The organism is Paenibacillus sabinae T27, assembly GCF_000612505.1.
Taxonomy (GTDB): domain Bacteria; phylum Bacillota; class Bacilli; order Paenibacillales; family Paenibacillaceae; genus Paenibacillus_AQ; species Paenibacillus_AQ sabinae.
Genome location: NZ_CP004078.1, coordinates 2,742,805 through 2,768,768, shown reverse-complemented (window position 1 = coordinate 2,768,768; position 25,964 = coordinate 2,742,805). Strand labels below are relative to the sequence as shown.

The 25,964-nt window shown below is 43.7% G+C and carries 20 protein-coding genes, 2 pseudogenes and 1 riboswitch; of the genes and pseudogenes, 17 read left to right on the top strand and 5 right to left on the bottom strand.

Annotated elements, in window-relative coordinates; all coding sequences use genetic code 11:
• Window positions 1-45 precede the first annotated feature (45 nt).
• A complete protein-coding gene (locus tag PSAB_RS12735; protein WP_025334962.1) occupies window positions 46-2,376 on the top strand; it encodes a histidine kinase in 2,331 nt (776 codons plus the stop codon).
• On the opposite strand, the gene PSAB_RS12730 is transcribed toward PSAB_RS12735, so the two are convergent.
• A complete protein-coding gene (locus PSAB_RS12730) occupies window positions 2,316-2,942 on the bottom strand; it encodes an oxidoreductase (protein WP_226991708.1) in 627 nt (208 codons plus the stop codon). The two genes, PSAB_RS12735 and PSAB_RS12730, sit on opposite strands and share 61 nt — an antisense overlap.
• A gap of 440 nt (window positions 2,943-3,382) precedes the next feature.
• On the opposite strand from PSAB_RS12730, the gene PSAB_RS12725 reads away from it, so the two are divergent.
• Complete coding sequence (locus tag PSAB_RS12725; protein ID WP_025334960.1) at window positions 3,383-3,754, top strand: iron chaperone; 372 nt, start codon at window positions 3,383-3,385, stop codon at window positions 3,752-3,754.
• 32 nt (window positions 3,755-3,786) lie between these two features.
• Here the strand turns inward: PSAB_RS12725 and PSAB_RS26155 are convergent.
• Window positions 3,787-3,921: pseudogene (locus PSAB_RS26155) on the bottom strand (LysR family transcriptional regulator); the annotation flags it as partial.
• A gap of 386 nt (window positions 3,922-4,307) precedes the next feature.
• Here PSAB_RS26155 and ppsA point away from each other — a divergent pair.
• The 3 genes from ppsA (at window position 4,308) to PSAB_RS26380 (ending at window position 7,490) form a co-directional block, all read left to right on the top strand.
• Complete coding sequence (gene ppsA / locus PSAB_RS12720; protein WP_025334959.1) at window positions 4,308-6,923, top strand: phosphoenolpyruvate synthase; 2,616 nt, start codon at window positions 4,308-4,310, stop codon at window positions 6,921-6,923.
• Window positions 6,924-7,113: 190 nt separating this feature from the next.
• Window positions 7,114-7,338 carry a DUF2255 family protein gene (locus PSAB_RS26385; RefSeq protein ID WP_264370879.1) on the top strand — a complete coding sequence of 75 codons (225 nt, stop codon included), beginning with the start codon at window positions 7,114-7,116 and terminating at the stop codon, window positions 7,336-7,338.
• Window positions 7,299-7,490 carry a DUF2255 family protein gene (locus tag PSAB_RS26380; RefSeq protein WP_264370878.1) on the top strand — a complete coding sequence of 64 codons (192 nt, stop codon included), beginning with the start codon at window positions 7,299-7,301 and terminating at the stop codon, window positions 7,488-7,490. The genes PSAB_RS26385 and PSAB_RS26380 overlap by 40 nt, the downstream gene beginning before the upstream one ends.
• A gap of 86 nt (window positions 7,491-7,576) precedes the next feature.
• A riboswitch (ZMP/ZTP riboswitch) is annotated at window positions 7,577-7,657 on the top strand.
• A 99-nt stretch (window positions 7,658-7,756) separates the two neighbouring features.
• Here the strand turns inward: PSAB_RS26380 and PSAB_RS12710 are convergent.
• On the bottom strand, window positions 7,757-8,170 hold the full coding sequence (locus tag PSAB_RS12710; RefSeq protein WP_025334958.1) for a MerR family transcriptional regulator: 414 nt from the start codon (window positions 8,168-8,170) through the stop codon (window positions 7,757-7,759).
• 214 nt (window positions 8,171-8,384) lie between these two features.
• Between PSAB_RS12710 and PSAB_RS12705 the strand changes: the two genes are divergently transcribed.
• From PSAB_RS12705 to rplD, 5 genes and pseudogenes are all read left to right on the top strand, one after another.
• A complete protein-coding gene (locus tag PSAB_RS12705) occupies window positions 8,385-9,836 on the top strand; it encodes an aldehyde dehydrogenase family protein (protein ID WP_038595856.1) in 1,452 nt (483 codons plus the stop codon).
• An 84-nt stretch (window positions 9,837-9,920) separates the two neighbouring features.
• Complete coding sequence (locus tag PSAB_RS12700) at window positions 9,921-10,673, top strand: SDR family oxidoreductase (RefSeq protein ID WP_025334956.1); 753 nt, start codon at window positions 9,921-9,923, stop codon at window positions 10,671-10,673.
• A 664-nt stretch (window positions 10,674-11,337) separates the two neighbouring features.
• Complete coding sequence (locus PSAB_RS12695) at window positions 11,338-12,372, top strand: Cfr family 23S rRNA (adenine(2503)-C(8))-methyltransferase (RefSeq protein WP_025334955.1); 1,035 nt, start codon at window positions 11,338-11,340, stop codon at window positions 12,370-12,372.
• 171 nt (window positions 12,373-12,543) lie between these two features.
• Window positions 12,544-12,783: pseudogene (locus PSAB_RS26560) on the top strand (CD3324 family protein); the annotation flags it as partial.
• 20 nt (window positions 12,784-12,803) lie between these two features.
• On the top strand, window positions 12,804-13,193 hold the full coding sequence (gene rplD / locus PSAB_RS26555; protein WP_084266514.1) for a 50S ribosomal protein L4: 390 nt from the start codon (window positions 12,804-12,806) through the stop codon (window positions 13,191-13,193).
• Window positions 13,194-13,421: 228 nt separating this feature from the next.
• On the opposite strand, the gene PSAB_RS12685 is transcribed toward rplD, so the two are convergent.
• Both PSAB_RS12685 and PSAB_RS12680 read right to left on the bottom strand, forming a co-directional pair.
• A complete protein-coding gene (locus PSAB_RS12685; RefSeq protein ID WP_025334953.1) occupies window positions 13,422-13,757 on the bottom strand; it encodes an EthD domain-containing protein in 336 nt (111 codons plus the stop codon).
• A gap of 57 nt (window positions 13,758-13,814) precedes the next feature.
• Window positions 13,815-14,753 (bottom strand): alpha/beta hydrolase, encoded by a 939-nt coding sequence (locus tag PSAB_RS12680; RefSeq protein WP_025334952.1) that lies wholly within the window; start codon window positions 14,751-14,753, stop codon window positions 13,815-13,817.
• A 129-nt stretch (window positions 14,754-14,882) separates the two neighbouring features.
• Between PSAB_RS12680 and PSAB_RS12675 the strand changes: the two genes are divergently transcribed.
• The 7 genes from PSAB_RS12675 (at window position 14,883) to PSAB_RS12645 (ending at window position 25,900) form a co-directional block, all read left to right on the top strand.
• A complete protein-coding gene (locus PSAB_RS12675) occupies window positions 14,883-15,455 on the top strand; it encodes a TetR/AcrR family transcriptional regulator (protein WP_025334951.1) in 573 nt (190 codons plus the stop codon).
• Between the two features lie 190 nt (window positions 15,456-15,645).
• Window positions 15,646-16,557 carry an RCC1 domain-containing protein gene (locus PSAB_RS12670; RefSeq protein WP_025334950.1) on the top strand — a complete coding sequence of 304 codons (912 nt, stop codon included), beginning with the start codon at window positions 15,646-15,648 and terminating at the stop codon, window positions 16,555-16,557.
• Window positions 16,558-16,849: 292 nt separating this feature from the next.
• On the top strand, window positions 16,850-17,512 hold the full coding sequence (locus PSAB_RS12665) for a Type 1 glutamine amidotransferase-like domain-containing protein (RefSeq protein WP_025334949.1): 663 nt from the start codon (window positions 16,850-16,852) through the stop codon (window positions 17,510-17,512).
• Window positions 17,513-18,065: 553 nt separating this feature from the next.
• Window positions 18,066-18,998 carry a bifunctional helix-turn-helix transcriptional regulator/GNAT family N-acetyltransferase gene (locus PSAB_RS12660; RefSeq protein WP_025334948.1) on the top strand — a complete coding sequence of 311 codons (933 nt, stop codon included), beginning with the start codon at window positions 18,066-18,068 and terminating at the stop codon, window positions 18,996-18,998.
• Between the two features lie 1,019 nt (window positions 18,999-20,017).
• Window positions 20,018-21,958: an AAA family ATPase gene (locus PSAB_RS12655; RefSeq protein WP_025334947.1), complete on the top strand. Its 1,941-nt coding sequence runs from the start codon at window positions 20,018-20,020 to the stop codon at window positions 21,956-21,958.
• A complete protein-coding gene (locus PSAB_RS12650; protein WP_025334946.1) occupies window positions 21,955-23,265 on the top strand; it encodes an McrC family protein in 1,311 nt (436 codons plus the stop codon). The genes PSAB_RS12655 and PSAB_RS12650 overlap by 4 nt, the downstream gene beginning before the upstream one ends.
• A 70-nt stretch (window positions 23,266-23,335) precedes the next feature.
• Window positions 23,336-25,900, top strand: a complete 2,565-nt coding sequence (locus PSAB_RS12645) for an nSTAND3 domain-containing NTPase (RefSeq protein ID WP_025334945.1) — start codon at window positions 23,336-23,338, stop codon at window positions 25,898-25,900.
• Window positions 25,901-25,964 lie beyond the last annotated feature (64 nt).

Below are 25,964 nucleotides of genomic sequence, written 5' to 3'. Positions count from 1 at the left end.
GATGGACGGGGCCGTTTGTGGTTTGAACGGAGAGAGGGGAACCAAATGCCGCCATATAAACGTAAAACACCGGAAGAAATCCTATACTCCATATATCGTCTGCACCGGGGAAGGCTGAAAATTATCATCGGTTCGGTCAGCGGGTCAGGCAAGACGTATCATATGCTGCAAGAAGGCAGGTTGCTCAAGGAACGTGGCATTGATGTGGTGTGCTGCGCCGTGTCCACCATGCAGCGGACCGAAACGGTACAGCAGCTCGAGGAACTGGATCGTATTCCCAGCCTCCACTGGTTGAAGGGTGGCAAAGAGCAGAAAGACCTTCCTTTGGAAACCCTGCTGAAACGAAATCCCGAGGTGCTGCTGGTGGATGGGCTGGCCCATCGTAATCGAAAAGGGGCACAGTTTGCCACACGGCTTGAAGATATCCGCTTCCTGATGGAAAATGGCATAAGCGTGATTACGACCGTCAATGTTTATGAACTGGAAGGAGTAGGAGAATCCATCTTCAAAATGACGGGGATTCGGGCGGAGAACACGGTACCCATGGATACATTGGAACTGGCGGATGAAGTTCGCCTGATTGACGTTTCTCCTGAAACGATTCTGAAGCGGATTGAAGAAGGAGTTCTGGGCGACGTGACCCATCCTGCGCTGTCTCGACGCGGTAATCTTGCCGTCCTTCGCGAATTATCCTTGCGGCTGGTGGCCGAAGGGGTTAACGAGTCTTTGGAGAAGCACAGGGAAGAGCACGGACTTGTCGGCCCTTCTGGTGCTACCGAGCGGATTCTCGTGTCAGCGCAATACCATTGGAACGGTTCCCTTTATGTGAGAAGAGGCCAGCAAATCGCCAAACGGCTTAACGGCGAACTAATCGTTGTAACTTTCGTTAAGTCCGATAAGCCGCTGACCAAGGAGCAGCAAACGTTCAAGCAATCCATCATCAAGCTGGTGAAGCGGGTGGATGCCCGGTTTGAAGAGCTTCAGATGGCCCGTCTGCGTAAGCTTCCTTCCGAATTGGTTCGTTATGCCATTCAGAACAATGTGACTCGGATCGTCATGGGACATTCCAAGAAAAGTAGCTGGCAGGAAAAATGGCAGGGCTCCATTGCGAACCGTGTATTGCGCAAAACAAGAAACATCGATGTGTTCCTGATGGCGGATCGGGCCGAGCAGGAAGGGGAGCGGATCTTACCCATTAAGCGACCGAAGAGGCAGGAGGAACCCTTCCATCGATTGACCAGCCAAGAGATCCAGAAAAAAATTGAAACGATCCGTCACGGCACCCTCAAGGTATACATCGGCGCGGCCCCGGGTGTAGGCAAGACCTACAAAATGCTGCAGGAAGGGAATCTTCTGCTCGGCAAAGGTATAGATGTCGTCATCGGTTTGCTGGAAACGCATGGACGCAAGGAAACCCGGGAGCAAATCGGCAAATTGACTGCTATTCCGCGGGCTAAGATTCAATATCAATCGACCTTCCTGGAAGAGATGGATACCGAGGCGATTATAGCGCGCCATCCGGAGGTTGTGCTCGTTGACGAGCTTGCACACACCAATGTGCCCGGAAGCCAAAGCCGTAAGCGATATGAGGATGTGATCCGTTTGCTGGAAAACGGCATTTCCGTGATTACCACCGTGAATGTGCAGCATCTGGAAAGCCTTAACGATGCGGTGGCTCAATTAACCGGTGTACGAGTTCGGGAGACGGTACCGGATGCGATCCTGAAAATGGCGAATGAAGTGGAGCTTATCGATGTTACGCCTCAAATGCTGCAGGAGCGTATGCGGGAAGGGAAGATTTATGCGGCCGAAAAAGTAAACCAGGCGCTGGAATCTTTTTTCAAAATGGGCAATCTGATTGCATTACGTGAATTGGCCCTTCGTGAAATCGCGGATGATGTGGATGAGAGGCTGGAAGCCTGGGACCGGGATGCGGCCTTGCGGGGATCATGGAGCAGACAGGAGGTTATCTTCGTTTGTGTGGATACGGGACCGAGGGCAGAAAGGCTGATTCGCCGCGGCTTTCGCATCGCGCATCGTCTTAAAGCGGAATGGTACGTCCATTATGTGCATTGCGGGGTGGGGCAAACGCCTGAAGAGTTGAAACGGCTGGATACGCTTCGCTTATTAACGGAACGGCTTGGAGGAAAAATGGAGGTGACCGAGGCCACAGGCAGCGCGGACATTCACCGGCATCTGCTAGCCAGAATGAATGAGCTGCGGACGACTCAGCTTATCATTGGACAGTCCCATAAACCCTTATGGCGAACCTTGTTTAAAGAAACCTTTATTCACTACCTGCTAAGGAACGCGCGTCATATGGATATGCTGATCGTGGCCGATTTCGATCCGAATGTTTCAGAACCGGCAAGGTAACTTTCTAACCCCGATACCGAGGAAGTCTTCGAGACATAATACAGGTGGAGCCAATCTTTAGGCCCACCTGTATTTTTAGCTTTTTCGGAACAATTGAATACTGTTTGCACCCATTTCGGCTCACAGATGAATTCCCGACCGATTGTCACCAAAGCCGCCCCTGCATTAATGACTTCTTCCGCATCTTCCGGCCGCTCGACCGATCCGATGCCAATTAGCGGCTTCTTGTTATTCAAAGCATGGACGAATTTGGTTAATAGCAGCTCCTTGTCATCGGGTTGATTTAGAGATGTTCGTTTATAGCTTCCCATCGACAGATGAAGGTAATCAACCGGAGTGTCTGCCAGAGCCTGGGCAAAGGCTAAGGAGTCTTCGAGCCGAATACCCGGCGTTTCGATTTCTTCGGGTGAAATTCGGTAACCGAGGATAAATGGTTTGTCTGCATAGGTATCGATTACCGAGGCGACCTCACGAATGACCGCCAGTGGGAACCGCATGCGATTTTCAAAACTGCCGCCCCACTGATCCGACCGTTGATTGGAATTCTCGGAGAAAAATTGCTGCAAGATGGACGTGTTTTACAGTAGGCCGGAGGACAAGAACGGTAATTAAAAGGTAATAACCGGCACTATAACGAAAAAAGATGCAGCCAATTACATGGAATTAATAAAACCGTGATCATGCCTATCTACAGCTTCGGAGGCAGGATTATTAGGACTTGTACTCGCTCCTGATTTTTTGAATGAAAAGGGTAATAACATGAGCAATCTGTATGAACTAGAATGTAAGCAGAATAAAATAGTGCAACTAGAGGATTTAATCTTATCTCAACTCGAAGAAATCATATCTTTGAGGCTCGAAAATAAATCTCTTCGTGAGTTTATTAGAAGACAGGAGCTGGAGGATTAGTCTTAATATTACATTAGAAAAGCCTTGATTTATGGGCTTTTTTTGTTTTAATGTAGATATTATTTTGTCATACAATATAATTTTAGGAGAGAACAATATGGAAGCTTTTACAGAATATTTAGCGCAAATTGATAACCCGCAACAGCGGGCCCGAACGGAAGAAGTTTTGGCTTGGGTAACTAAGAAATTTCCAAATTTAGCGCCAAAAATTGCGTGGAATCAGCCTATGTTTACTGATCATGGCACATTTATCATTGGCTTTAGCGTATCTAAACATCACTTGGCTGTTGCCCCTGAAACGGCAGGGATTAATCATTTTTCTGATGAAATTGTGCAGGCTGGCTATGATCACACCAAGCAGTTGGTACGTATCCGGTGGGATCGTCCGGTTGATTTCTCATTACTTGAGAAAATAATCGGGTTTAATATTTTGGATAAAGCAGACTGTTCGACTTTTTGGCGGAAATAAAAAATAGGATAGCCCTTAAATGTTTCTGTATTTCGGTAGAGAATACGCTTCAAAATAAGCTCCGGTAAAATGCTGATGCCCAAACCACTTTCCACCATCGACATTATGGCATAATCATCCCATGTTGTTAACTGTACCTTTGGTGTAATATTACACCGCTCAAATATTTACGATATTCGTTTCCAGTTTGGGATGTGTGGGAAGCCTGAGAAAACCGCAATCCACGCGCCCTTCCAAGCATCGCCGTATTGAGTTATATCGATCCCCTTACCTCATTATTGATCTCATCTCTGGTCGTAGGAGAGAAGATGACTTTGCAGCAACTGATTGGCGCTATCTTGTTATTGGGTAATGATAGCAGGAATTCAAAAAAGAACCTGGGTAGTTTCCCAGGTTCTTTAATATTGCATATAAACAGTCACGATGTTATAATAGATTACGCCTGACTACACTTACATAGACATAATTATCTCACCTTATACTTTAAGTGTACTACTCCGGCAAGCTCTTGTCAAATGTTTTTTCTCATTTTAATGGCTAGGAGAGATGTGGAATGAGTTCTTTGGTTCTTGGCTTCCAGGAAATCGAAAAAACGCAGCTTTGGCTCGTTGGCGGAAAAGGGTTGAATTTAGGGGAAATATCAAAAATTCAAGGGATACAAGTACCGGAAGGATTTTGTGTTACAACAGTGGGGTATCAAAAAGCCATCGGACAAAACGAAACGTTTCAAGCTTTATTGGATCAACTAACCATGCTAAAAGTAGAGGATCGAGATCAAATTGGTGAAATCAGCAGGAAGATTCGACAAATCATTATGGAAGCAGAAATTCCTACTGATGTTGTGGAAGCCGTTACTCACTATCTCTCCCAATTTGGCGAGGAACATGCTTATGCAGTGCGTTCCAGTGCGACTGCTGAAGATTTGCCGCATGCTTCTTTTGCCGGTCAACAAGATACCTATTTAAATATCATCGGCTTCGATGCAATCTTGCAGCATATCAGCAAATGTTGGGCTTCCCTGTTCACGGAGCGCGCGGTAATCTACCGTATGCGGAATGGATTCGATCACAGGCAAGTTTATTTATCCGTTATCGTTCAAAAGATGGTTTTCCCTCAGGCTTCGGGGATTTTATTTACCGCTGATCCAATTACCTCGAACCGGAAGTTGCTATCAATCGATGCCAGTTTTGGACTTGGAGAAGCACTGGTCTCTGGCTTGGTATCTGCCGATTATTATAAAGTGCGGGAAGAGGAAGTCGTCGAGAAGAGGATCGCAACCAAAAAATTGGCTATCTATGGACGAAAAGAAGGCGGAACAGAGACCCGGCAGATCGATCCTGATCAGCAAAAGACTCAAACACTTACGGAACAACAAATTTTAGGGCTGGCAAGTATCGGAAGACAGATCGAAGCTTATTTTGGTTGCCCTCAAGATATCGAATGGTGCTTGGCCCATGATACCTTTTATATTGTCCAGAGTCGGCCAATCACTACTTTATACCCGATCCCTGAAGCGAATGATCAAGAAAATCACGTCTATGTATCTGTCGGCCATCAACAAATGATGACTGATGCCATGAAGCCATTGGGATTGTCTTTTCACCTGTTAATTACTCCTGCACCTATGCGTAAAGCCGGCGGAAGGCTGTTTGTTGATGTCACACATATGCTGGCTTCACCTGACAGCAGAAAAATGTTATTAGATGCCATGGGACAACACGATCCGCTCATGAAAGACGCACTTATGACCATAATAGAGCGAGGAGATTTCATAAAATCTTTACCAAATGATAAGCAAGAACAGAGTTCCGGTAAAAGCAACAAAAGTGTGCCGTCTACGGTTTCTAGGGCACAATTCGAGAACGATCCGACAATCGTTTCTGATTTGATTAAGCGTAGTCAAACATCGATAGAAGAGTTAAAACAAAACATCCAAGCGAAATCGGGATCGGATTTGTTTGATTTTATTCTGGAAGATATCCAAGAGTTAAAGAAGATCGTATTTGACCCACAAAGTTCGGCTGTGTTTATGGCTGCTATAAATGCTTCATCATGGATCAATGAAAACATGAACGAGTGGTTAGGCGAAAAAAACGCAGCAGATACTCTTTCTCAATCTGTACCGGACAATATTACTTCGGAAATGGGTCTGGCGCTACTCCATGTCGCGGATGTGATTCGCCCTTATCCGGAAGTGATTGATTATTTGCAGCGTGCAAAAGAAGATCACTTTCTGGATGAACTGGTTAAGTTTGATGGGGGAAGGGAAACTAGGGACGCTATCTATGATTATCTCAGCAAATACGGAATGCGATGTGCCGGAGAAATCGATATTACGAGAACTCGTTGGAGTGAAAAACCAATTACACTTGTCCCCATGATTCTTGGTAACATCAAAAACTTTGAGCCGAGTGCCGGCAATCGGAAATTTGAGCAAGGGCGGCGCGCTGCTTTGGAAAAAGAACAAGAGTTAATAGATCGATTGAAGCAATTACCGGATGGTGAACAAAAAGCCAAAGAAACAAAACGAATGATCGACCTCATCCGGAATTTCATCGGCTACCGGGAATATCCGAAATATGGAATTGTAAGTCGCTACTTCGTTTATAAGCAGGCTTTAATGAAAGAAGCCGAACAACTCGTTCAAGCTGGCGTTATCCATGACAAAGAAGATATGTACTATCTCACTTTTGAAGAACTTCACGAAGTGGTACGCACACACAAACTTGATGATCAGATCATCAACAAACGAAAAGAGGAGTACAAATTTTACGAAAAACTAACTCCGCCGCGTGTGATCACGTCTGATGGTGAAGTCATTGCGGGCGAATACAAACGGGAAAACCTCCCGGCCGAAGCCATTGTAGGTCTGCCTGTTTCTTCCGGAGTTATAGAGGGACGGGCACGTGTCATCTTAAACATGGAGGATGCTGATCTGGAAGATGGAGATATATTAGTCACCTCCTTCACTGACCCTGGCTGGACACCATTGTTTGTATCCATAAAAGGCCTGATCACCGAAGTTGGCGGACTGATGACCCATGGAGCAGTTATCGCACGTGAATATGGCTTGCCGGCCGTTGTCGGAGTGGAGAATGCTACCAAACTGATCAAAGACGGGCAACGAATTCGCGTGAATGGAACAGAAGGGTACATTGAAATATTGTAATGGTTGAATATGTCAAGTAAGAGCCTTTGTCATTACACTTAAAAAGTCGCATAACTGTGGCTTTTTTCATTATAGAGATCCTCTTAACGATCCTAGTACTGTTTCAGCCCATAGGTAAACCTTAACCTTTTTGTCGTTCATATTATCACAGGTGATTCGGGTTTTATGGCCCCAGCCTGAGGACTGGATAATGAGCACTTGGTCTAAAGATGAGCTGCGACAGATCGCCGTGGCCGATGACCTTCATATCTCGCCGTTCCGTGAGGACGGAGTGACCTACGGGACCCCAACCTGGATTTGGTCCGTGATGATCGGCGATGGTCTCTTTATGTACGAGCGTATAATGGACGTAACTCTCGATGGTACCAAGCCGCGGTGCAGCAGAAGGCCGGGCAGATTACTGTCGCTGGTATGACCAAGGAGGTTACCTTCGAGCCGGTTGACGGTCCCATTAACGACCTCATCAACGATGCATACCGCGTGAAATACCGTAGTAGCCCGTATCTCAACCCGATGATCGGTGCCCGCGCCCGCTCAGCGACAATTAAGATTATGCCTTGCAAATAAGATAACAGAGGCGGCCTTATTTCATAAATTACATTGAACCTCGAGTCGATGTCGCTTGGATGGAGTCTATTTGAAGAATATGAAATTTTGGTGTGTGTAACTGGCGTAAACGTGGTGAACCACGGGGGGAGCACACAGAATAACAGCCGTTCGCCTGGGCAAAGTATTTGGACTTAAGTTCGAATACTTTTTTTATTTTGTGAAATTCTGAAAGGGGATAGATCCATTAAATGCTTTTCAGCTTGTGGTTCTCTATTTATACAGTATCAAGTCTGTTGCACTGCATTATATGCCTCATTTAAATCTTTTTCATAGTTAGCTTTTTTGTGCTCAATAAGAGCCAGTTGTGCCTCAATCTCGTGTTTTTTGGCTAAAAGTATTTCTTCTTGGTCTAAGACAATGGAGTACTTCTCTTTCAGTTCCATTTTATCTTCCCTTGAGAGGCCGAGATAATGGTGGATCATATCAATTCCCATTCCTGTGCTTCTCATACATTGAATCATTCTCAATCTCATAATTTGATCATCAGAGAACAGGCGGATATTATTCTTATCTCGTGCTATATTTTGCAGCAAACCGATATCTTCATAATAGCGGATTGTTGGTTTGGGTAGGTTAGTTATTTTTGATACTTCCTTAATTGAGTATTTTGGTTCGGTTCCATAAATAAATTCTTCCATAGTTCTCTCCTATATCATTTTGTTCAAGTTACTTGAATGTACAAAAATTACGATAACACATGAGTGGAAGAAGAACAAGTCATGGTTATTAGAGCTAAATAGATGATAGTTTCCACAAAAATTATTTTTAATAATATTTGACTTCAAGTTACTTGAACTGAGTATAGTGATTCACGAAGCAAGTAAACATGAATATCGCAAAGGAGGTAAATGGATGAACAGGAATGCAGTAATGAAACTTATTGACAAGGTATATATCAATGGAGAATTTGTAAAGCCTGACGGAACGGAGCGAATGAATATTATCAATCCGTCAACAGAAGAATTAATTGGACAGGTGCTGTTGGGAAATGAAACAGATACAAGAAAATCGATCGCAGCCGCGAAAGAAGCATTTATAACTTACTCACGGACATCAATTGAAGAACGAGGTCTAATGCTGCAACGGATACACGATGCAATTCTGTCAAGGGCTGCTGATTTAAACCAGGCGTGCATGGAGGAATATGGTGCGACAGCTAAGGCAGCAGAATTTAGAACTCAGATTTCGGCTGATAGCTTCCTTTTAGCAAAAGAAGCAATGGAGGCTTTTGAATTTACCAGACATATTGGGAAAGCAAAGGTTGTTTTTGAACCGTTGGGCGTCGCTGCTGCGATTACGCCTTGGAATGCGAACAATTCCCAGATTGCTATAAAAGTGGCTACAGCCATATCAGCAGGCTGCACGATCGTTGTAAAGGCTAGTGAATTTTCCTCCATTCAGACTCAAATATTGGCTGAGTGCTTCCATGACGCCGGATTGCCTGCCGGTGTAGTTAATATTGTGTATGGATTGGGAACTTCAGTAGGCGCTGAATTATCCCGTAATCCGGATATTGCATTGATTTCTTTTACAGGCTCTGCGAATACTGCAAAGGCTATCCAGCATAGTGCTGTGGATACAATGAAAAGAGTCGTTCTGGAATTGGGGGGCAAATCAGCAAATATCATTCTGGATGATGCAGACTTTACAAAAGCGATCCCTCGTGCCGTTACGAGTGCTTTTGGAAATCACGGGCAGATGTGCATTGCCGGCAGCAGATTATTGGTACCAGAGCATCGACTTGATGAAGTAAAAGAACTTATCAAACTGGCGGTTGAGAATACCAAGGTGGGTTATCCATGGGAAAATGACACATTTATTGGCCCACTGATGAATGAAAATCAATACAAAAGAGTTCAGCGATATATCAAAATCGGTATGGAGGAAGGTGCGGATTTAGTAATTGGCGGAGAAGGACACCCTGAAGGTTTAGAGAAAGGTTATTTTGTAAAGCCGACCGTTTTTGCAAATGTAACCAGAGATATGACGATTGCCAGAGAAGAAATATTTGGACCCGTACTATCTATTTTGACGTATCGAACGGAGGAAGAAGCGGTAGAAATTGCAAATGACACAGAGTATGGATTAGGTGCATATATCAGTTCTTCTAATTTAGAAAAAGCGAACCGCATTGCTTCTCAGCTTGTTGCCGGAACAGTTCTCATTAATGATGTTATTTTCGAAATGAGAGCTCCCTATGGTGGCTTTAAACAATCTGGAATCGGGCGTGAGGGTGGCATATATGGCCTCGAGGAATATCTTGAGCCTAAAACCATACTGAGTTCTAATTTGGAAGGAAACTAGATATGCGCAACGCCATGAACATTGACGCAGATCCAAAAACAACACTTACGGTTCATTATTCTACTAATACGAGGAGTGACATCCATGAATGAAGCTAAGATGAATGATGCTAAGTACGCCCTGGTCACGGGGGGCAACAAGGGGGTGGGGCTGGCCACAGTGCGCCAGCTGGCCGAGCGAGGCACGACCGTCCTGCTCGGCAGTCGAGACGCCCAGCTCGGCGCCGACGCGGCCCAGGAACTCGCCGAGGCTGGCCTCACGGTGAAACCCCTCCAGATCGACATCACGGACGACACCTCAGTCACGACCGCAGCCGAATACATCCGCAGCACTTACGGGCGCTTGGACGTGCTTGTGAACAATGCGGGCGTTATCGTGCGCAAGCAGGCGACCGAGGTGACCGCCGAGGGCATGCATACGGAGTTCGAGACCAACGTCTTCGGTACGGTCCGCGTTATCCACGCAATGCTTCCGCTGCTGCGCGAATCCAAGTCTCCAAGGATCGTCAACGTCTCCAGCGACTCAGCCATGTTCGCCAAGGCCACCGAGACGGGGTCCATGTTCGCCCGCTCCCACGAATCGTTCTCCTACTCGGCGTCGAAAGCAGCATTGAACATGTTGACCGTCAAGTACGCCAACGCTTTCCTCGACGACCCTGCGCTGGCGCATGTGAAGATCAATGCCGTGACGCCCGGATACGTCGCAACCGACCTGAACGGTTTCCGTGGTGTACTCACCACGGAGGAGGGAGCACGCGCCTCAGTGCACTGGGCCACCGTCGGCGACGAAGCCCCGACGGGCGGTTTCTTCGACGTAAACGGCCCAGTGCCCTGGTGATGTGCTAAACTTCACGGTCCGAAGGTCCCCAGCTGGCTGATCGAGCGGTGTGCGGATTACTGCCGCGCGGGACGCCAGACGCCCGACCAGCTGCAATCCAGTGGGGAGCGGTGTGCGTGTGCGGTACCTCTCGACCAGGGAAAATGATTTCTCAAAGAGTTATTTGCAATGAAAATATTGGGTATGTTAAGATTACGCTAACACTGACGATAGGAGTTGAAGAGGTTAATGTAATATTTCTTGCTTAAGTTTAAAGAATAAAACAAGTTCTGTTTGCTCTGTTTTGTTCTTTCTTGGCAAGAAAGTTACCTTATTCTTTTCACTCAAAAAATATATCCTGATCTGACTCTACGCAGGGTTGGATTTGCTTTATTTTTTTGAGCTCAAGAAAGGTCAACTTTCTTGCAGCTCTTTTTTATTTGAGAAAAAAGGAGGTTGAAGAAAATGTTTGAAGTTGTGAATGTTTATGTGAATCGTTCATTGTCCGTTGGTACGGTTCACGATCAAATTAAACGGATGCCGGGGCATTATCCATCTATCGATAGATGCACGTAGCGACTCTAGCTACAAGCTTCGTGAAATAAATCTAAGTTGGTTAATGCATATGCTAGAGGACCCTAAAAGGTGCTTTTGGTATTTTCTCCGGCTCAAGAGGAGAAAAAACATGAAATCAACTTCGAAATACGAAAGAATTCAACACTTATTGTCGGATTTAAAACAACCTGCATATCGTTTCCAACAAATCGCGGACGCGATCTTCAAGCAAAGAATTGGTGAATATGACCGAATGACTATAATCCCTAAAGCAATAAGAAACGAGCTAATAAAAAATTTTGGCGAAAATGTTTTGAACTTAACTCCAGTTATGCAAAAAACATCTAATCAAGTTAATAAAGTGCTATTTGCTATTGAAGGTAACGAACATGTAGAAGCAGTTCAACTAAGCTACGAACGCGGCTGGAAGTCATACTGCATTTCAAGCCAATGCGGATGTGGATACGGTTGTCGTTTCTGTGCTACAGGAACAATTGGACTAAAACGGAACCTAACAGCAGATGATATTACCGATCAACTGTTGTACTTTCATTTAAACGGACAGGCTTTAGATAGTGTTTCGTTTATGGGGATGGGGGAGGCTTTAGCCAATCCTTATATTTTCGATACGCTCAAAATTCTAACAGATTCACGAACCTTTGGCTTAGGGCATCGCAGAATTACAGTTTCCACCATTGGGATTATACCGGGGATAGATCGGTTATCAAAAGAATTTCCACAAGTTAACCTTACCTTTTCACTTCACTCCCCTTTTGTTGAACAACGGAGTGAGCTTATGCCGATTAATAATCGTTTTCCGCTTAATGAGGTGTTAAACAAGTTAGATCAGCATATTAGTGATACAGGTAGGAAAGTTTACATTGCGTATATATTACTTCGGGGAGAAAACGATTCAAATGAGCACGCAGAAGCTATCGCTGCTTTATTAAAAAACCGAGGTCCTTGGGAACATTTATATCACGTCAATCTGATACCTTATAACTCAACCGACGTAACACCTGATAATTTTCATCAATCTGATAAAGAACGAGTTCAAAGGTTTGCTCATATTTTAAAGTCAAAGGGAATCAAAGTCACTGTGAGGACTCAATTTGGAACGGACATTGATGCAGCATGCGGTCAACTTTACGGGCACAATAAGTGAAAATCAGATCGATAGGAGAGAACACACAATGACTAATACGAATTTTACAGTAACTCATGTTCAATTCCATGCAAAGACAGACATTTGGTGATATTTGCATGGAATAACATGATCACCATTCATGCTGGCTTTGCTACTTGAGACATTACTTTTATTCAAGGGGTGAGCTACATGAGATATATTAACGCGAATGAAATTCTTCCAAAAGAGTTGGTGGAAAAGTTACAAGGTTTCATACAAGGTGAATACATCTATATTCCCGCAATAAAAGATCATCATAAAAGTTGGGGAGAAGTCTCCGGTTTTCGAAAAGAGATTGATAGGAGAAATAATGAAATAATAAATGCCTATTCATCTGGTTCTTCAATACAAGAACTGGCGGAATATTACTGTCTTTCTGTTTATGCTATAAGAAAAATAATATACAGCAAATGCCACATTGGCGTGGCGGCGGAGTTGTCTTTGCTCCTAAGTCCCGTGACTATAGCTACAAACTTAATAAAAAAGTTAAGCGGCTTGCTATACAATCTGCATTATCAAGCAAAGTTAGGTGTAAAGAATTTATCGTTGTTGATGAAATTAAATTAGAAACTTACAGAACAAAGTCTATAGTGGCCATGCTTAATGCTCTTGGTGCAGAAAAAAAGACACTAATTGTTACACCTTCGATAGATAACTATGTTTTTAAAAGTGCTAATAATATACCTGGTGTAGAAACCGCTGTAGCCGACTCACTAAATGTATACAATATTTTGAATTGTGATAAATTAATAATTGCTAAAGAAGCTGTCACAATAATTACAGAAATACACTCGCAATAAAAGAAAACAGGGAGATGAGGCGGCCAAACCTTTTCATCTCCCTGTTCTTGTTTATATCCAGCGATACGCCTGCTCTTTATGATTGTCGATGATTATGAATACAACCACCGTCAATTATATCCCCCGCACCTCCATCATCGTATATGAAAAATCGCCGACCTGCTTCCGACAACGGAAGAGAGTGGCGATTTTTCAAGCAATACGGTCTTCTTACTTGATATCTAACCCTTACTCGGAAGTCACGTGTTCTTCGACGACATAAGATCTAGTTCGCGAACGATCAAGAAAATTGAGCTCGTCCTCTGCAACTCCAGAGTGTGGAGCATACATCTTAGCTACCCAAGCTTCATAAGCACCACGGTCAGGAAATACGAGTTCTGTCACGATATCGAAGTCATCTTTTGAACTAGAGTCGTCCTTTCCTAGAATGTAGTTGCGTTTGTAAACGCTAGGGACTGGTGCCAATTTAGTAATCAGTGGTACATGATGATTCTCATAGTATTCGATAAGATCTCGTGTATTCATTCCATCCTTTTTGGTAAGAAAGGCCATTACTTTAATCATATTGATCCACCTCGCTAGTTTTGGAGATCTCTTGCAATCGGGCCAGCCGATGGCGCCTCAAACAGTGCCAGGGGCGGTCAGATTTGTAAGGAAGAACTCCGCGAGCTTCGAGACCGCAGGCGTTACGTACTCGTCCCTGTCATAAAGGTCGACGTGGGTGGCACCGTTAATCCAAAACAGTTCCTTGGGCTCTTGCGCATTCGCAAACGCTTCGGTCGTCATCCATGACGTAACGGCTTGATTTCCAACGATCATGAGCAGCGGGCGAGGCGCGATCAGGTCGATGAACCGGAACGCGTCGAAATATGCGATGCGGTCTATACTGTTCCAGGTAAAGGCCTTAGCCGAGCGCGGATGCTGCGCGCGGTCGGTGCAGTAATATTCCCAACCCTCGAAGGCGTGCTGGCCGAAGGCGCGGGCCTGGTCCTCGGTCTCCGGGAAAATCGGGAATGTGCCAATGCCTTCGCCGCGGGCTTCCAAGGTGCGGGCCGCCGCTGCGGCGTCGAGCATGCCCTGGAAGATGGCGGGGTCCTGCTTGTCATCGCTGCCGTTACGGAATTGACGGCTGATGTCGGCGGCACTGACAGTGGCGACGGCCTTAATGCGATGGTCTGTCACAGTGGCGGGGATTACATAGCCGCCAGAGGCACAGATGCCCAGTGCGCCGATGCGGTCCGGGTCGACCTCGCCCTGCACACTTAGGAACGAGACGGCAGCCTTGAAGTCCTCGACGCGGTGGGCTGGGTCCTCCAATCCGCGCGGCACGCCTCCGCTTTCTCCCTGATAAGCGGCGTCGAAGGTAAGAGTGACGAAACCCTGCTCTGCCAGGCGCTTTGCGTAGAGGCCTGCAGTCTGCTCCTTGACGCCGGTGCCGGGATGGCCAACGACGATCGCGGGGCGCGGCCCGCTGACCACTCCGTCAGGTGTGTAGAGGTGGCCGGCGATCTTCACGCCGGCACTGTCGAAAGTAACGTCCGTCTTAGTATAGTAATTCATGCATAATCCCTCCAAAATCTTAATTTGTTTTCGAACTTACATTTACGATATTTACATATTTAGTACTATATGTCAAGTAAGAAATTATACAAACTTGACATTTGTTGATCTGTTCGTTAACCTGAATACATGGATAAAAAAGAATCGGCAAGACTGGCGTACGTTCTTGAGACAGCTCTGAATATTTTTGTTCGGTACGGCTATAAAAAAACATCCATTGAGGATATCTCGAAAGCCGCGGGGATCACACGTCAGGGGATTTATCTTCATTTTAAAAATAAAGACGAGATCTTTAGCGCCTCCATTCAAAAAGCGTTGGACGACGGTTTGCAATCCGCCGATCAGATACTTGAGGATGACCGCTTAACGCTGGAAGAAAAACTGTTTCAAGCTTTAGACGAGTGGTTTGGCCGTCACGTAGGATTCCTTCATCCTGAAGCGTCTGATCTTGTGGCCCAATGTGAGCGCGTTCTCGGCGACGCTGTTGAAAACAGCAGTTCATCATTTCAAAAGAAACTCGAACAAGTCATTCTAGAGTCATCTGGGAAAAATACAAAAGACGATATGAAGCGCGCTGCGACCATTGCCGACATGCTATGTACATGTGCATCGACTTGGAAGCACCGTTTATCATCGCGGCAAGAATTCCAAGAGAAGTTGTGTGACGCCATCCACTTGTGTTGTCAAGATCTTCGAGACTAGTTAGTAAATCTAGTTCGATGATCATACGCGGGGCAAGGCGGAGGAGTGATACGTCCCAGAAAATCAATTCTCATCTGCAAGCACCGGGGGAAACGGGGGAACCGCCTTTTCCTCGAGGTGCTTTTTTGTATGCTAAAGAGGAGATTGATTTGGAAAAACGGTATAGGTCTTGTTTCCAAGGAGGTAAAACATGGATTACACTTCACCGATTGAAGCGACATTAAAGATGAAACGGTGGCCTAAAGATACGTTAGCGGCGGGTCGTCGTCATACCGTTGGTCTGAAATTGGACGGAACGGTGACGGCTGTGGGTGATAATAAATATGGCCAATGTGATGTAAGCGGCTGGCGCGATATGGTGGCAGTTGCGGCTGGTAATGTACATATGGCGACGAACACGGGTAATGCTCATACAATCGGTCTTACATATGACGGCAGGGTGGCGGCTGTGGGTTGGAATAAGCATGACCAATGTGATGTAAACGACTGGCGCGATATTGTAGCGGTTGCGGCGGGTTGGCGTTGTACCGTCGGGCTTAAATCGGATGGCACGGTGGTGGCTGTGGGTCGAAATAATGAAGGCCAATGCAATGTAAGCGGCTGGCGTGATATGGTGGCGGTAGCGGCGGGTGACTGGCATACTGTCGGCCTTAAATCGGACGGAACGGTGACGATTGTGGGTAATAATCAGTATGGCCAATGCAATGTAAGCGGCTGGCGCGACATAGTGGCGGCAGCAGCGGGTTACCTTCATACCGTCGGGCTTAAATCGGATGGCACGGTGGCGGCTGTGGGTTTGAATAAGCATGGCCAATGCGATGTAAGCGGCTGGCGCGGTATTGTGGCGATAGCGGCGGGTAGTAATCATACCATCGGGCTTAAATCGGACGGCACGGTGGCAGCTGTGGGTTGGAATACGCATGATCAATGCAATGTAAGTGGCTGGCGTGATATTGTGGCGGTTGCGGCGGGTTGCGCTCATACTCTCGGCCTTAAATCGGACGGCACGGTGGTGGCTGTGGGTGATAATGAATATGGCCAATGCGATGTAAGCGGCTGGCGCGATATCCAAACTTCACAAACACTGCCAACTAGACCGTAACATACACAAGGCTGCCGTAAGCAAGAATCTATCGGCAGCCTTGTGTATTTAATCAGTTCTGATAAATATGAGCTGTTACCAACTTATCATTTTGCATCTGCAAAAATGTGTATAGAATGTATGACACTAAATAAGAATCCATATAGGTCATGGTGTAGGGAGAAAATAAATTAATAGACTGAAAAATAAAGTGCTAGACTCAGCAAATAAAGTTGTAGACTGAGATAATAAAGTATTAGACTGACGGTGATTCATTAAGTTAACGGGCAGGATAACGACAAGGAGTGAAGTTATGAAATTTCTACTCACATCTGCAGGCATCAAGAACAAAAGCATACACGACGCGCTGGTTGACATGCTGGGCAAACCGATTGCCGAGTCTAACGCACTCTGCATTACCACTGGGTTGTATGCTATACCTGGTGGTGCAGGCCACGCATGGCGGTTCTTCAGCGGACAAGCCAACTCACCGATGTGTGAGCTGGGCTGGAAGTCACTTGGGGTGCTGGAGCTCACCGCGCTGCCCAGCATCGATGAAGAACTTTGGACTCCTATGGTCAAAGAGACTGACGTTCTACTAGTGAATGGCGGTGACCCCTTGTATCTGTGTTACTGGATGAGGCAGTCTGGACTGGCAGACCTCTTGCCGTCGCTACACGCTGTCTATGTGGGACTGAGCGCCGGGAGTATGGTGATGGCACCTAACATCGGGAAATTCTTCGTTGGCTGGACTCCACCCACCGGTGGCGATGAAACGTTGAGTCTGGTCGATTTTGCAATGTTCCCGCATCTGGATCACGAGATGCTGCCGTATAATACTATGGCTGCTGCCGAGAGATGGGCATCTGGGATGCAGGGGCCGGCGTATGCGATTGATGATCAGACCGCCATCAAAGTGATCGACGGAGCAGTCGAAGTTGTATCCGAAGGGCATTGGAAACGTTTTTCGCACTGATATTACTTTTGAAACGGAGATGATTCTGCTGTTTTAGAGGTTATCGTTCAACTGAACGATTTGGAGCACGAACTTGAGAATTATTAATTGTTGAGTTCTAACGGAGAATGTTAGTTTAATGAAACAGCGACAGTCTAGGACATTATTTTCTCGTTCTTTGCTGCCGCTGTTTCAATTTATAGGGACGGTATGATAATTCAAAAAGCTGCGTGGAATAAAAACATCTAGTCTAATACTTTATTCTCCGCTGACACATGGTATTTCATCGTTTTACATACATATGTACAAAATACTATATATTCTTTAGTTATAAGTTTGATTGACTAAGATATGCATGGACTGTATTCTCATACAATGTGTCACATGATTTTGGCACGTCCCGATTTTATCTAAGGGAGATGCCTTTTTTTATTGCCTCGGAACGCCGGTCGGAATGATCAGTTAGTACTATTTCGACAAAAGAGCAACATCTTTGATAGTTGACTTAGTCAATTAAAATCTATATATTGTTTATATATAGTTGACAAAGTCAATTAAAGTAGGAGGTTCCTCTATGGGTTCTGAAGCGTCTTTAATCCCGATAATTCGCAAATTTAACCGATTTTATACGAAGGTGCTCGGCTTGCTCGATAAGCACCTGTTGGATAGCAATTTTTCACTTTCGGAAGCTCGAGTTTTATACGAAATCGGCAATACGGAGCATTGCACGGCCAGAGTGCTCATCGACCTTCTGAGAATCGACGCGGGGTATTTAAGCCGTATTCTCAAACGGTTTGAAAAGCAGGGCTTAACTTACCGGGTCCAATCTGAGATGGATGGGAGATCGTCATTCCTATACTTGTCGAGTCTCGGAGAGGAGACCTTGTCACAAATGAACGCCTTGTCCGACGACCAAATTCGGAAAATGATCATCGGATTAACGGATCGAAGCCAAATAAGCATTGCTAGAAGCATGACCGCCATTGAAAGAGAGCTATCGGACAATCCTACAGAGCAGAGCGTAACCATCCGGACTGAATTGAAACCGGGAGACGTAGGGATGCTCATTCATATGCACGGATGGATCTATGCAAAGGAGTGCGGCTATAATCAATTTTTTGAAGGATATGTCTGCAAGACGTTTTACGACTTGCTTCAAACCTACAGCCCGGACAAGGACCGTTTCTGGCTAGCGGAAGCCAATGGCGAAATTGTTGGCAGCATAGCTATCATCGGCCATTCTAATAAAAAGGCGCAGTTAAGGTGGTTTATACTGCATCCGGATGCCAGAGGAATGGGACTCGGGAAAAAGCTCTTACATGAGGCAATCAGTTACTGCAAAGACAGAGGCTTTCAGTTCATTTTTCTGGAAACGACTGAGGACCAGAATACGGCTATTGGCATGTATGTGAAAGCAGGTTTTAAGAAGATTTTCGAACAAGAAATTGAATCTTGGGGTAAACGTCACATTGAACAGACTTATGAGCTTAATCTACATGAAGCATGATGAATAAGCTTCCATCGATCAAAAATTCCGTACTTCAATCGGAGCCAACACTTAAGACTGCACTGAGTCAAAGCTAAACAAAGCCCAGATATAACGAACCGTTGCTTTAACCGTTGCTTTAATAGAGGAACGGTTTTTTATCATTATAGGCACTTAGTTTTTTAAGAAGGGAAAACAGCTTATTAATATGTCAGAAGACAAGAACATAGTCCTTTAAGAACCCGCGCCAGGCGCGGATTTTCTATTTAGGCTTTAGCCAATTGAGTGCGTGAAACGCGCGAAACAAAAAACCACCCGCTATGCGAGTGGAGGGATCGAGGGTTTGACCAACAAGACCATTCCGATAAAATTGAGATGTTCAGGGTAAATGGAAATGAATGACAAATATACCAATTTTTCAAGGTTCCCCGAGAGCAGCGGAATACGAACCGTGTTTGAGGTCGGATGCCTCAGGAAGCACCGACGGCAGAGAAAGAATAACGATATTTTTAGCGATAATTACGTAATTAGGGTATATTCATTCCTGTAGATTACCAGTAAAATAACGGTAATCTAGAAGGGGTATAAGTGACACTAGCAAAATGCTTTAAGTTTTCAAATGAAATTGTTATTCGTTTTAATTATTTGTTCAGCAAGGCTGCATATCAACATCGGTATAGGTAGCAACTGGTTGATCTCCTTCAGACCTTGCAGGACAAGGGGCACAGCTCTAAGTCTTGTTCGGTCAGGAACAGATGTGTATGACTCACAGATACTTTCCAGATGCCCAGCAGACAGTGGAGCAAGCGTTCATCGGGGGATGGAATGGATTGATAGTTAGTAATGATGGTGCTCCTTGCTTTTGATTAAATTATACAGTAAAAAAGTGGACGGGGGAATGCGTTAAAAAATATGGAAAATTGGTATTTAAATGCAGCTGAAAAGACTATAATAATTTTCACACAGAACTTTCATCCTAATATTTGTAACAGCAATGCAATTCTATTTTATACTCATCTTATAGTATAGGAGCTAATCTTATGAGTGATTTATCCAAGCTGCAGAAACAACAATATACCAACTGGTTAAAGCGGAAAAGAAAATCGAATGGGGAACTATATTCCGAAAATACTGTAAATTCATACGCTTCCTCATTATCGACCGCCCCCGCGAGACTTTCAGGAATTGAACCGGTAAATACCAATGTTTACGAGATTACTTCAGCTGACTATTTTCATGGGATAAGACAGCGTATGGAAAAAGCAGAGAATTTCGAAGAAATTAATGTAAAGGCGGGCAACAGAGCATTTCAATATGCTCTTGAGTACTATGAGGATTTCTTGCGTGAACAGGAACAGGGAGCTGATATGGCTGCTGCTGGAGATTCCTTTAATTCAGTTTTAGCGGACAAGACTTCAGCTTTGGCGGTGACCAACGGGCTGCCGTCTGTACTGCTTGATAAAAACATCATTCTATATGGCCCTCCTGGTACAGGGAAAACCTATAACACGGTTACATATGCAGTCGCAATCATTGAAAACAAACCCTTACATATTATTTTGGATGAAGTGAAGATCAGTGGTTACGACGTAATACTGAAACGCTATCGTTCCTATAAAGATAAAGGACAAATTGAGTTCACAACATTTCATCAATCTTATGGCTACGAGGAGTTTATTGAAGGGATTAAGCCAAAGATTCAGCAAGGTGACGAGACGGGTCAAATTAGCGATGAAATTGCTTTCGAGATAAAACCGGGGGTATTTAAACAATTCTGTGAAAAAGCGCAAACACCCGTGATTCCGGACAGCAATTCGTATGGAATCCGTAAAGAACCCGTCATTTGGAAGGTTTCGCTTGGCGGCTCGGGCGAGAACGAGGTGAAACGGGATTGCTTTGACAACAACAGAATCCGGATCGGGTGGGACTCTTATGGAGAACGAATTACGGATGAAACAGATTTTAGGGAATATGGAGGCGCAACTATCCTGTCCCGGTTCATGAGCGAGATGGTAATTGGTGATATTGTTCTGATTCTTCACGACGAAAAAACTATTGATGCCATTGGAGTCGTGACAGGTGAATATGAGTGGCTCGATGAAATGGAGGATTACAAACGGTCCCGCAAGGTGAAGTGGCTTGCTAAAGATACTCGCGAGGATATTTACGCTCTCAATGGAAACAAGGTTATGACACTAGGTTCGGTTTATAGGCTGAATAGAATTACGCTAGCAGATGTACTGGTTATGATGAAAGCTAACAACAATGTTCTAGGCACAGCTATTAAGGAAAATGCCAACAATTATGTGTTTATTATCGATGAAATTAACCGCGGCAATATCTCTAAAATTCTTGGGGAGTTAATTACGTTAATTGAGCCTACCAAGCGCATTGGACAAAGAGAAGAGATACGACTGCGGCTGCCCTACTCACAAGAAGAGTTCGGTGTTCCGAACAATGTCTACCTTCTTGCAACAATGAACACTGCTGACCGTGCAATTGCCCGATTGGATACCGCGCTCCGCCGCCGGTTTCATTTTTCAGAAATGATGCCTCGCCCGGAAGTGCTGGGAAATGTATCGGTTGACAATGAAGTTATTGAGCTTTCCACAATGCTTGCAGTGATGAACCGCCGTATTGAGGTACTTTACGACAGGGAGCATATGATTGGGCATGCCTATTTCATGCCAATAAGATCCAAATCCACTGTGCACGATCTTGCCTACATTTTCAGCAATACGATTATCCCGCTGCTGCAGGAGTACTTTTACGAAGATTATGACAAAATCCGTCTGGTACTGGGTGACAACAACAAACCTGAGGATGAACAGTTCATCCTGGCCAGAAAGACGAATATGGCGGAGTTGTTTGGAAATATGAACGGTTTTGATTTTGATGATGAAGTATCCTATGAGCTTAATGACAGGGCTTTTGCCCAAATTGAAGCCTACCGCAAAATATACAAACGTAGCTCCTTATGAGGAACAAAAAGAAGTATACCATTAAAGAATATGACTCGTTCACCAAGAATCCGGATGTGCAGCTCCCGAACTTCCATTTTATGCCTGAACCTGTCTTTGACTGCTTGGAGCAGTTTGTGTTGACCAACCGCCAGGTGTCGGATACAGATCTGTTGGAGCTGATGGTGGTAACGAGCAGACGCGGAATCGGCAAAGTCATCAGCGCCCGTAACTATGTGGGTGTGATCAACATGAATAATGAAACAGAGATCGAGATTCTACCAAAATTATATTCACGGAATGAAGAGAGCTCGGAGGGGGAAACCAAACAGATATTCCTGAAGATGCTAAAGTCCCTCTTACGGATGCCTTATAAGCATTTTAATGTTTCCAGTTTGGATCAGGAGAGATACAGTATTCTGGATATTTTAATCCGGATGTTTATTGAAGAAGTCTACACTTTGGTTAAACGGGGATTGAAATCCGCTTACGTGGACCATGAGGACAACGAGTTTTTTTATAAGGGTAGACTTAAATTCTCGGAGCATATTCGGTTAAATGCGGTGCACAAAGAGCGATTTTATATTGAATATGATGTATTCAGCGTAGATCGTCCGGAGAACAGACTGATAAAATCAACGATCGGATTGCTGCAAAAGGTCTGCTCCAGCAGAAAACTTCAGAAGGATCTGCATACCTTATCAGATGCGTTTGAATCTGTAGAATTCTCTACAGATTACACTCGAGACTTTGCCAAAGTCACTGATGATCGGCATATGAGCGAATACACAAGAATTCTCCAGTGGTGCAGAGTGTTTCTAACCAGAAACAGCTTTACCCCTTTCAGCGGAGGAGGAGTAGCGTACGCCCTGTTATTTCCCATGGAGAAGGTGTTCGAAAGTTACGTTACCGGACATTTGAAGAAAATTGTGCCTCACCCCGAGTATTTGCTAATGACGCAGCACAGGTTGCACCATCTCTATGACGAACCTAAGCAGCGCTTCCTGCTCAAACCGGATATCGTAGTTGCCCGTAATGGGCGTTCGGTTATTTTGGATACCAAATGGAAAATGCTTTCGACGGATGGAGATCACGGTATCTCGCAATCTGATATGTATCAAGCCTATGCTTATCATAAGAAATACAACGCAGAGACCGTAATACTCGTGTATCCCTGGACAACAGCGTTATCAGAAATAAGAGATCCTATCGAGTACAGAAGTAATGATGGGGTTAGGGTTCAGGTTTATTTGGTGGATTTGAGTGAGTGCAGTGGTGGTGTGGCGAGGTTGGGGCGGTTGATTGAAGGAAATTTGCTAGGAGATTAAATGTTTTGTTAGCCTGACAGCCATAGTGGATTGTGGAGGTCAGGCTTTAATAATTTCAGGAGGATTTTTAATGAGTGATTACGATTTTCATAGATTATTGGAGCCTATGGAATTTCAGAATTTTGTTAGAGATGTGGTACAGAAAAGAGATGGGATTTATCTTGAATCATATAAAGAGGGTAAGGATCAGGGAGTAGATGGAGGTTGTTTTAATATTAATCATACTATTATTCTTCAGGCGAAAAGATGGAAGTGTGATTACCGTTCTCTGTATAAACACTTAAAAAATGAAGAAAAAGAAAAAGTCGATAAACTTAACCCTGATCGTTACATTTTAGGGGTTTCTATGGATTTGTCAAAAAAGCAGAAAGATGAAATAGTGGAGTTGTTTTCTCCTTATATCGTAGATAGTTCAGATATTATTACTGAAAAAGATTTCAATAACTTACTTGAACAAGATGAATTTAAAGCCATTGAAAAGACATACTCTAAACTATGGTTACCAAGCACATCGATACTGCAAAATATGCTAAATGGTACAGTTCATGGCGTGCTTCTTCAGGAATCGCTAAGAGAGTTTGAAGAAGCACAGAAAAAGTCTGTGGTATTTGTGGAAACAGAGGTCTATGGTAGAGCCATGAAAATACTTAATGAGAAACGGGTAGTGATTGTATCGGGTGAACCCGGAATGGGGAAAACTTCTATAGCCTATCAATTAGGCAGGTTTTTTGTCCAGCAAAAAGGATATGAGGAGTTTTTCTGGGTTAAGTCAGTAGATGATATTTATATAGCACAAAGGAATCCTGGGAAAAAGGTAATAGTATTCGATGATTTCTGGGGCAGTACATTTCAGGAAAGTTCAATAGCTGGCAGGGATGAGCAACGCCTCGCAAAAATTATAGAAAGAATTAAAATAGAGAAGAACTGCATTCTGATACTAACAACTAGGGAGTACATATTAAAGCAGGGTTTGGAGAAGCATGCAGAGTTAAAAGAGGTAATTGGAAAGTATAAATTAGAATGCAGATTAGAGAAATACAGTGAGGTAGAAAAAGCTAGAATATTTTTTGGCCATCTACAGCAATCTAAATTAAATTGGCAGCAAACGCAGGCATTATTCCGTGAACACAAAGAAATTGTAAGACATGCGGACTACAATCCCCGGGTAATTGAAATGTTTCTGCAAAATGTCGAGTTAAACATGCACCCCAAGGAATGTGTAGAGCACTTTTGGGATTATATTGAACAACCAGAGAATTTTTGGAATGCAATCTTTAGTAATCTTTCTTCAGAAGCGCAATTGCTTTCAGTTATATTGTTAATATCCTCAGCACCTTCACTAATCGACCATATAAAGAAGACATATTATAGCTGTCTGCAACAAATGCAAGGAGTTATTGATAAAAAGAACTTTGCAGAAGCAGTTGAGGAACTCGAGAAAACAGTTATTAAATCAGTGGTCATTGATGATGAGTATACAATTATAGTTAAATTTCAAAATCCATCTGTACAGGATTATATCATTAATTACCTGCGTAATAACATAGAGCATTATTTCGATATATTATTGCATGGAAGTTGTTATTATGGACAATTAACATATTTATTAAATCATTATACGAAGGATTCAGAAATCCGTTACTCAGCATTAATGAGAAAGTGTATTGATAAATTTGAATCAATGCCTTTGATATCGAATGATTATCGGGACTACTTAGAATACAACGAATTTGATTATTATGATGATCATTTAGAGGAGGCTACTCAGTTAGCCCGCTTTTATAGTATTTTATGCTGTTATAAAACAGAAATGAAGCCAGACTTTTATAAGTTTTTCATTGACTATGTTGAAAGTTTCAATGAACAAATACGAGATACAGATGTGAATATTGACGAGTATGATCTAGATCTGGTTTATGGTCTAGTAATTGAAAGATGTTTGGAATATGGCTTTAATCTAAATGGTATGGAGATTATTAATACTTATTTCGAGAGAATCTGCTTTGAATACAGAGATTTAGATGTTCATAAGTTTAAAAAGGTTTTTCCCAATGAGTATTCAATGTTTTTGCACGATAATAGACAATACATTCAAGAATATATTGAAGGATATTTTGAACATATGTTATCAGTATATGTAGAATTAAATAATGTTAAATATTGTGAATTTCTGCTCGAACAAATTTCAGAAAGGTTTAATGCATATGAGCTTCCGTATACAACTGAATTTAAAACGATTGTAGAAAGTTATATGAGCATTTTAGATGAAACAGAAGAGGAATTTAATGAAGAACAGGAAGAAGATTATGAAGAAGAAGAATGGAGGGCAGAGAAAATAGCTTATGAAGAAGTAGTGGGTACTTATACAAAAGAAATATTAGGAGAAGTATCGTACTTTTGGGAAGAGGACTTGCAGGACTTTATACTTGCTAGCAACCTGGATGAAGGATTAAAGTATGAACTGTTAGAGATACAAGAGACTGATGAATATTGGTACATTCGTGAGTTTTTGATGGATGAAGAATCATTTCTTTTTTTGGAAAAAAATCTACTTGAAACTAAACAAATCTTTAAACATCCAATGCTATTTATTTCACAATTTACTGGCTATCCTTGCATCAAAAACGAATATTAATCAGAAAAAACTTATAAGTTTTCTTATAAATTTTTGTGATGAAGTCATGTACCGAGAGAATGCT

Excerpts from the sequence above, each read along its gene's own strand:
- PSAB_RS12735 (WP_025334962.1), top strand. The coding sequence starts at position 46 with ATGCCGCCATATAAACGTAAAACACCGGAAGAAATCCTATACTCCATA.
- PSAB_RS12725 (WP_025334960.1), top strand. The coding sequence starts at position 3,383 with ATGGAAGCTTTTACAGAATATTTAGCGCAAATTGATAACCCGCAACAG.
- ppsA (WP_025334959.1), top strand. The coding sequence starts at position 4,308 with ATGAGTTCTTTGGTTCTTGGCTTCCAGGAAATCGAAAAAACGCAGCTT.
- PSAB_RS26385 (WP_264370879.1), top strand. The coding sequence starts at position 7,114 with ATGAGCACTTGGTCTAAAGATGAGCTGCGACAGATCGCCGTGGCCGAT.
- PSAB_RS12710 (WP_025334958.1), bottom strand. The coding sequence starts at position 8,170 with ATGGAAGAATTTATTTATGGAACCGAACCAAAATACTCAATTAAGGAA.
- PSAB_RS12705 (WP_038595856.1), top strand. The coding sequence starts at position 8,385 with ATGAACAGGAATGCAGTAATGAAACTTATTGACAAGGTATATATCAAT.
- PSAB_RS12700 (WP_025334956.1), top strand. The coding sequence starts at position 9,921 with ATGAATGAAGCTAAGATGAATGATGCTAAGTACGCCCTGGTCACGGGG.
- PSAB_RS12695 (WP_025334955.1), top strand. The coding sequence starts at position 11,338 with ATGAAATCAACTTCGAAATACGAAAGAATTCAACACTTATTGTCGGAT.
- rplD (WP_084266514.1), top strand. The coding sequence starts at position 12,804 with ATGCCACATTGGCGTGGCGGCGGAGTTGTCTTTGCTCCTAAGTCCCGT.
- PSAB_RS12685 (WP_025334953.1), bottom strand. The coding sequence starts at position 13,757 with ATGATTAAAGTAATGGCCTTTCTTACCAAAAAGGATGGAATGAATACA.
- PSAB_RS12680 (WP_025334952.1), bottom strand. The coding sequence starts at position 14,753 with ATGAATTACTATACTAAGACGGACGTTACTTTCGACAGTGCCGGCGTG.
- PSAB_RS12675 (WP_025334951.1), top strand. The coding sequence starts at position 14,883 with ATGGATAAAAAAGAATCGGCAAGACTGGCGTACGTTCTTGAGACAGCT.
- PSAB_RS12670 (WP_025334950.1), top strand. The coding sequence starts at position 15,646 with ATGGATTACACTTCACCGATTGAAGCGACATTAAAGATGAAACGGTGG.
- PSAB_RS12665 (WP_025334949.1), top strand. The coding sequence starts at position 16,850 with ATGAAATTTCTACTCACATCTGCAGGCATCAAGAACAAAAGCATACAC.
- PSAB_RS12660 (WP_025334948.1), top strand. The coding sequence starts at position 18,066 with ATGGGTTCTGAAGCGTCTTTAATCCCGATAATTCGCAAATTTAACCGA.
- PSAB_RS12655 (WP_025334947.1), top strand. The coding sequence starts at position 20,018 with ATGAGTGATTTATCCAAGCTGCAGAAACAACAATATACCAACTGGTTA.
- PSAB_RS12650 (WP_025334946.1), top strand. The coding sequence starts at position 21,955 with ATGAGGAACAAAAAGAAGTATACCATTAAAGAATATGACTCGTTCACC.
- PSAB_RS12645 (WP_025334945.1), top strand. The coding sequence starts at position 23,336 with ATGAGTGATTACGATTTTCATAGATTATTGGAGCCTATGGAATTTCAG.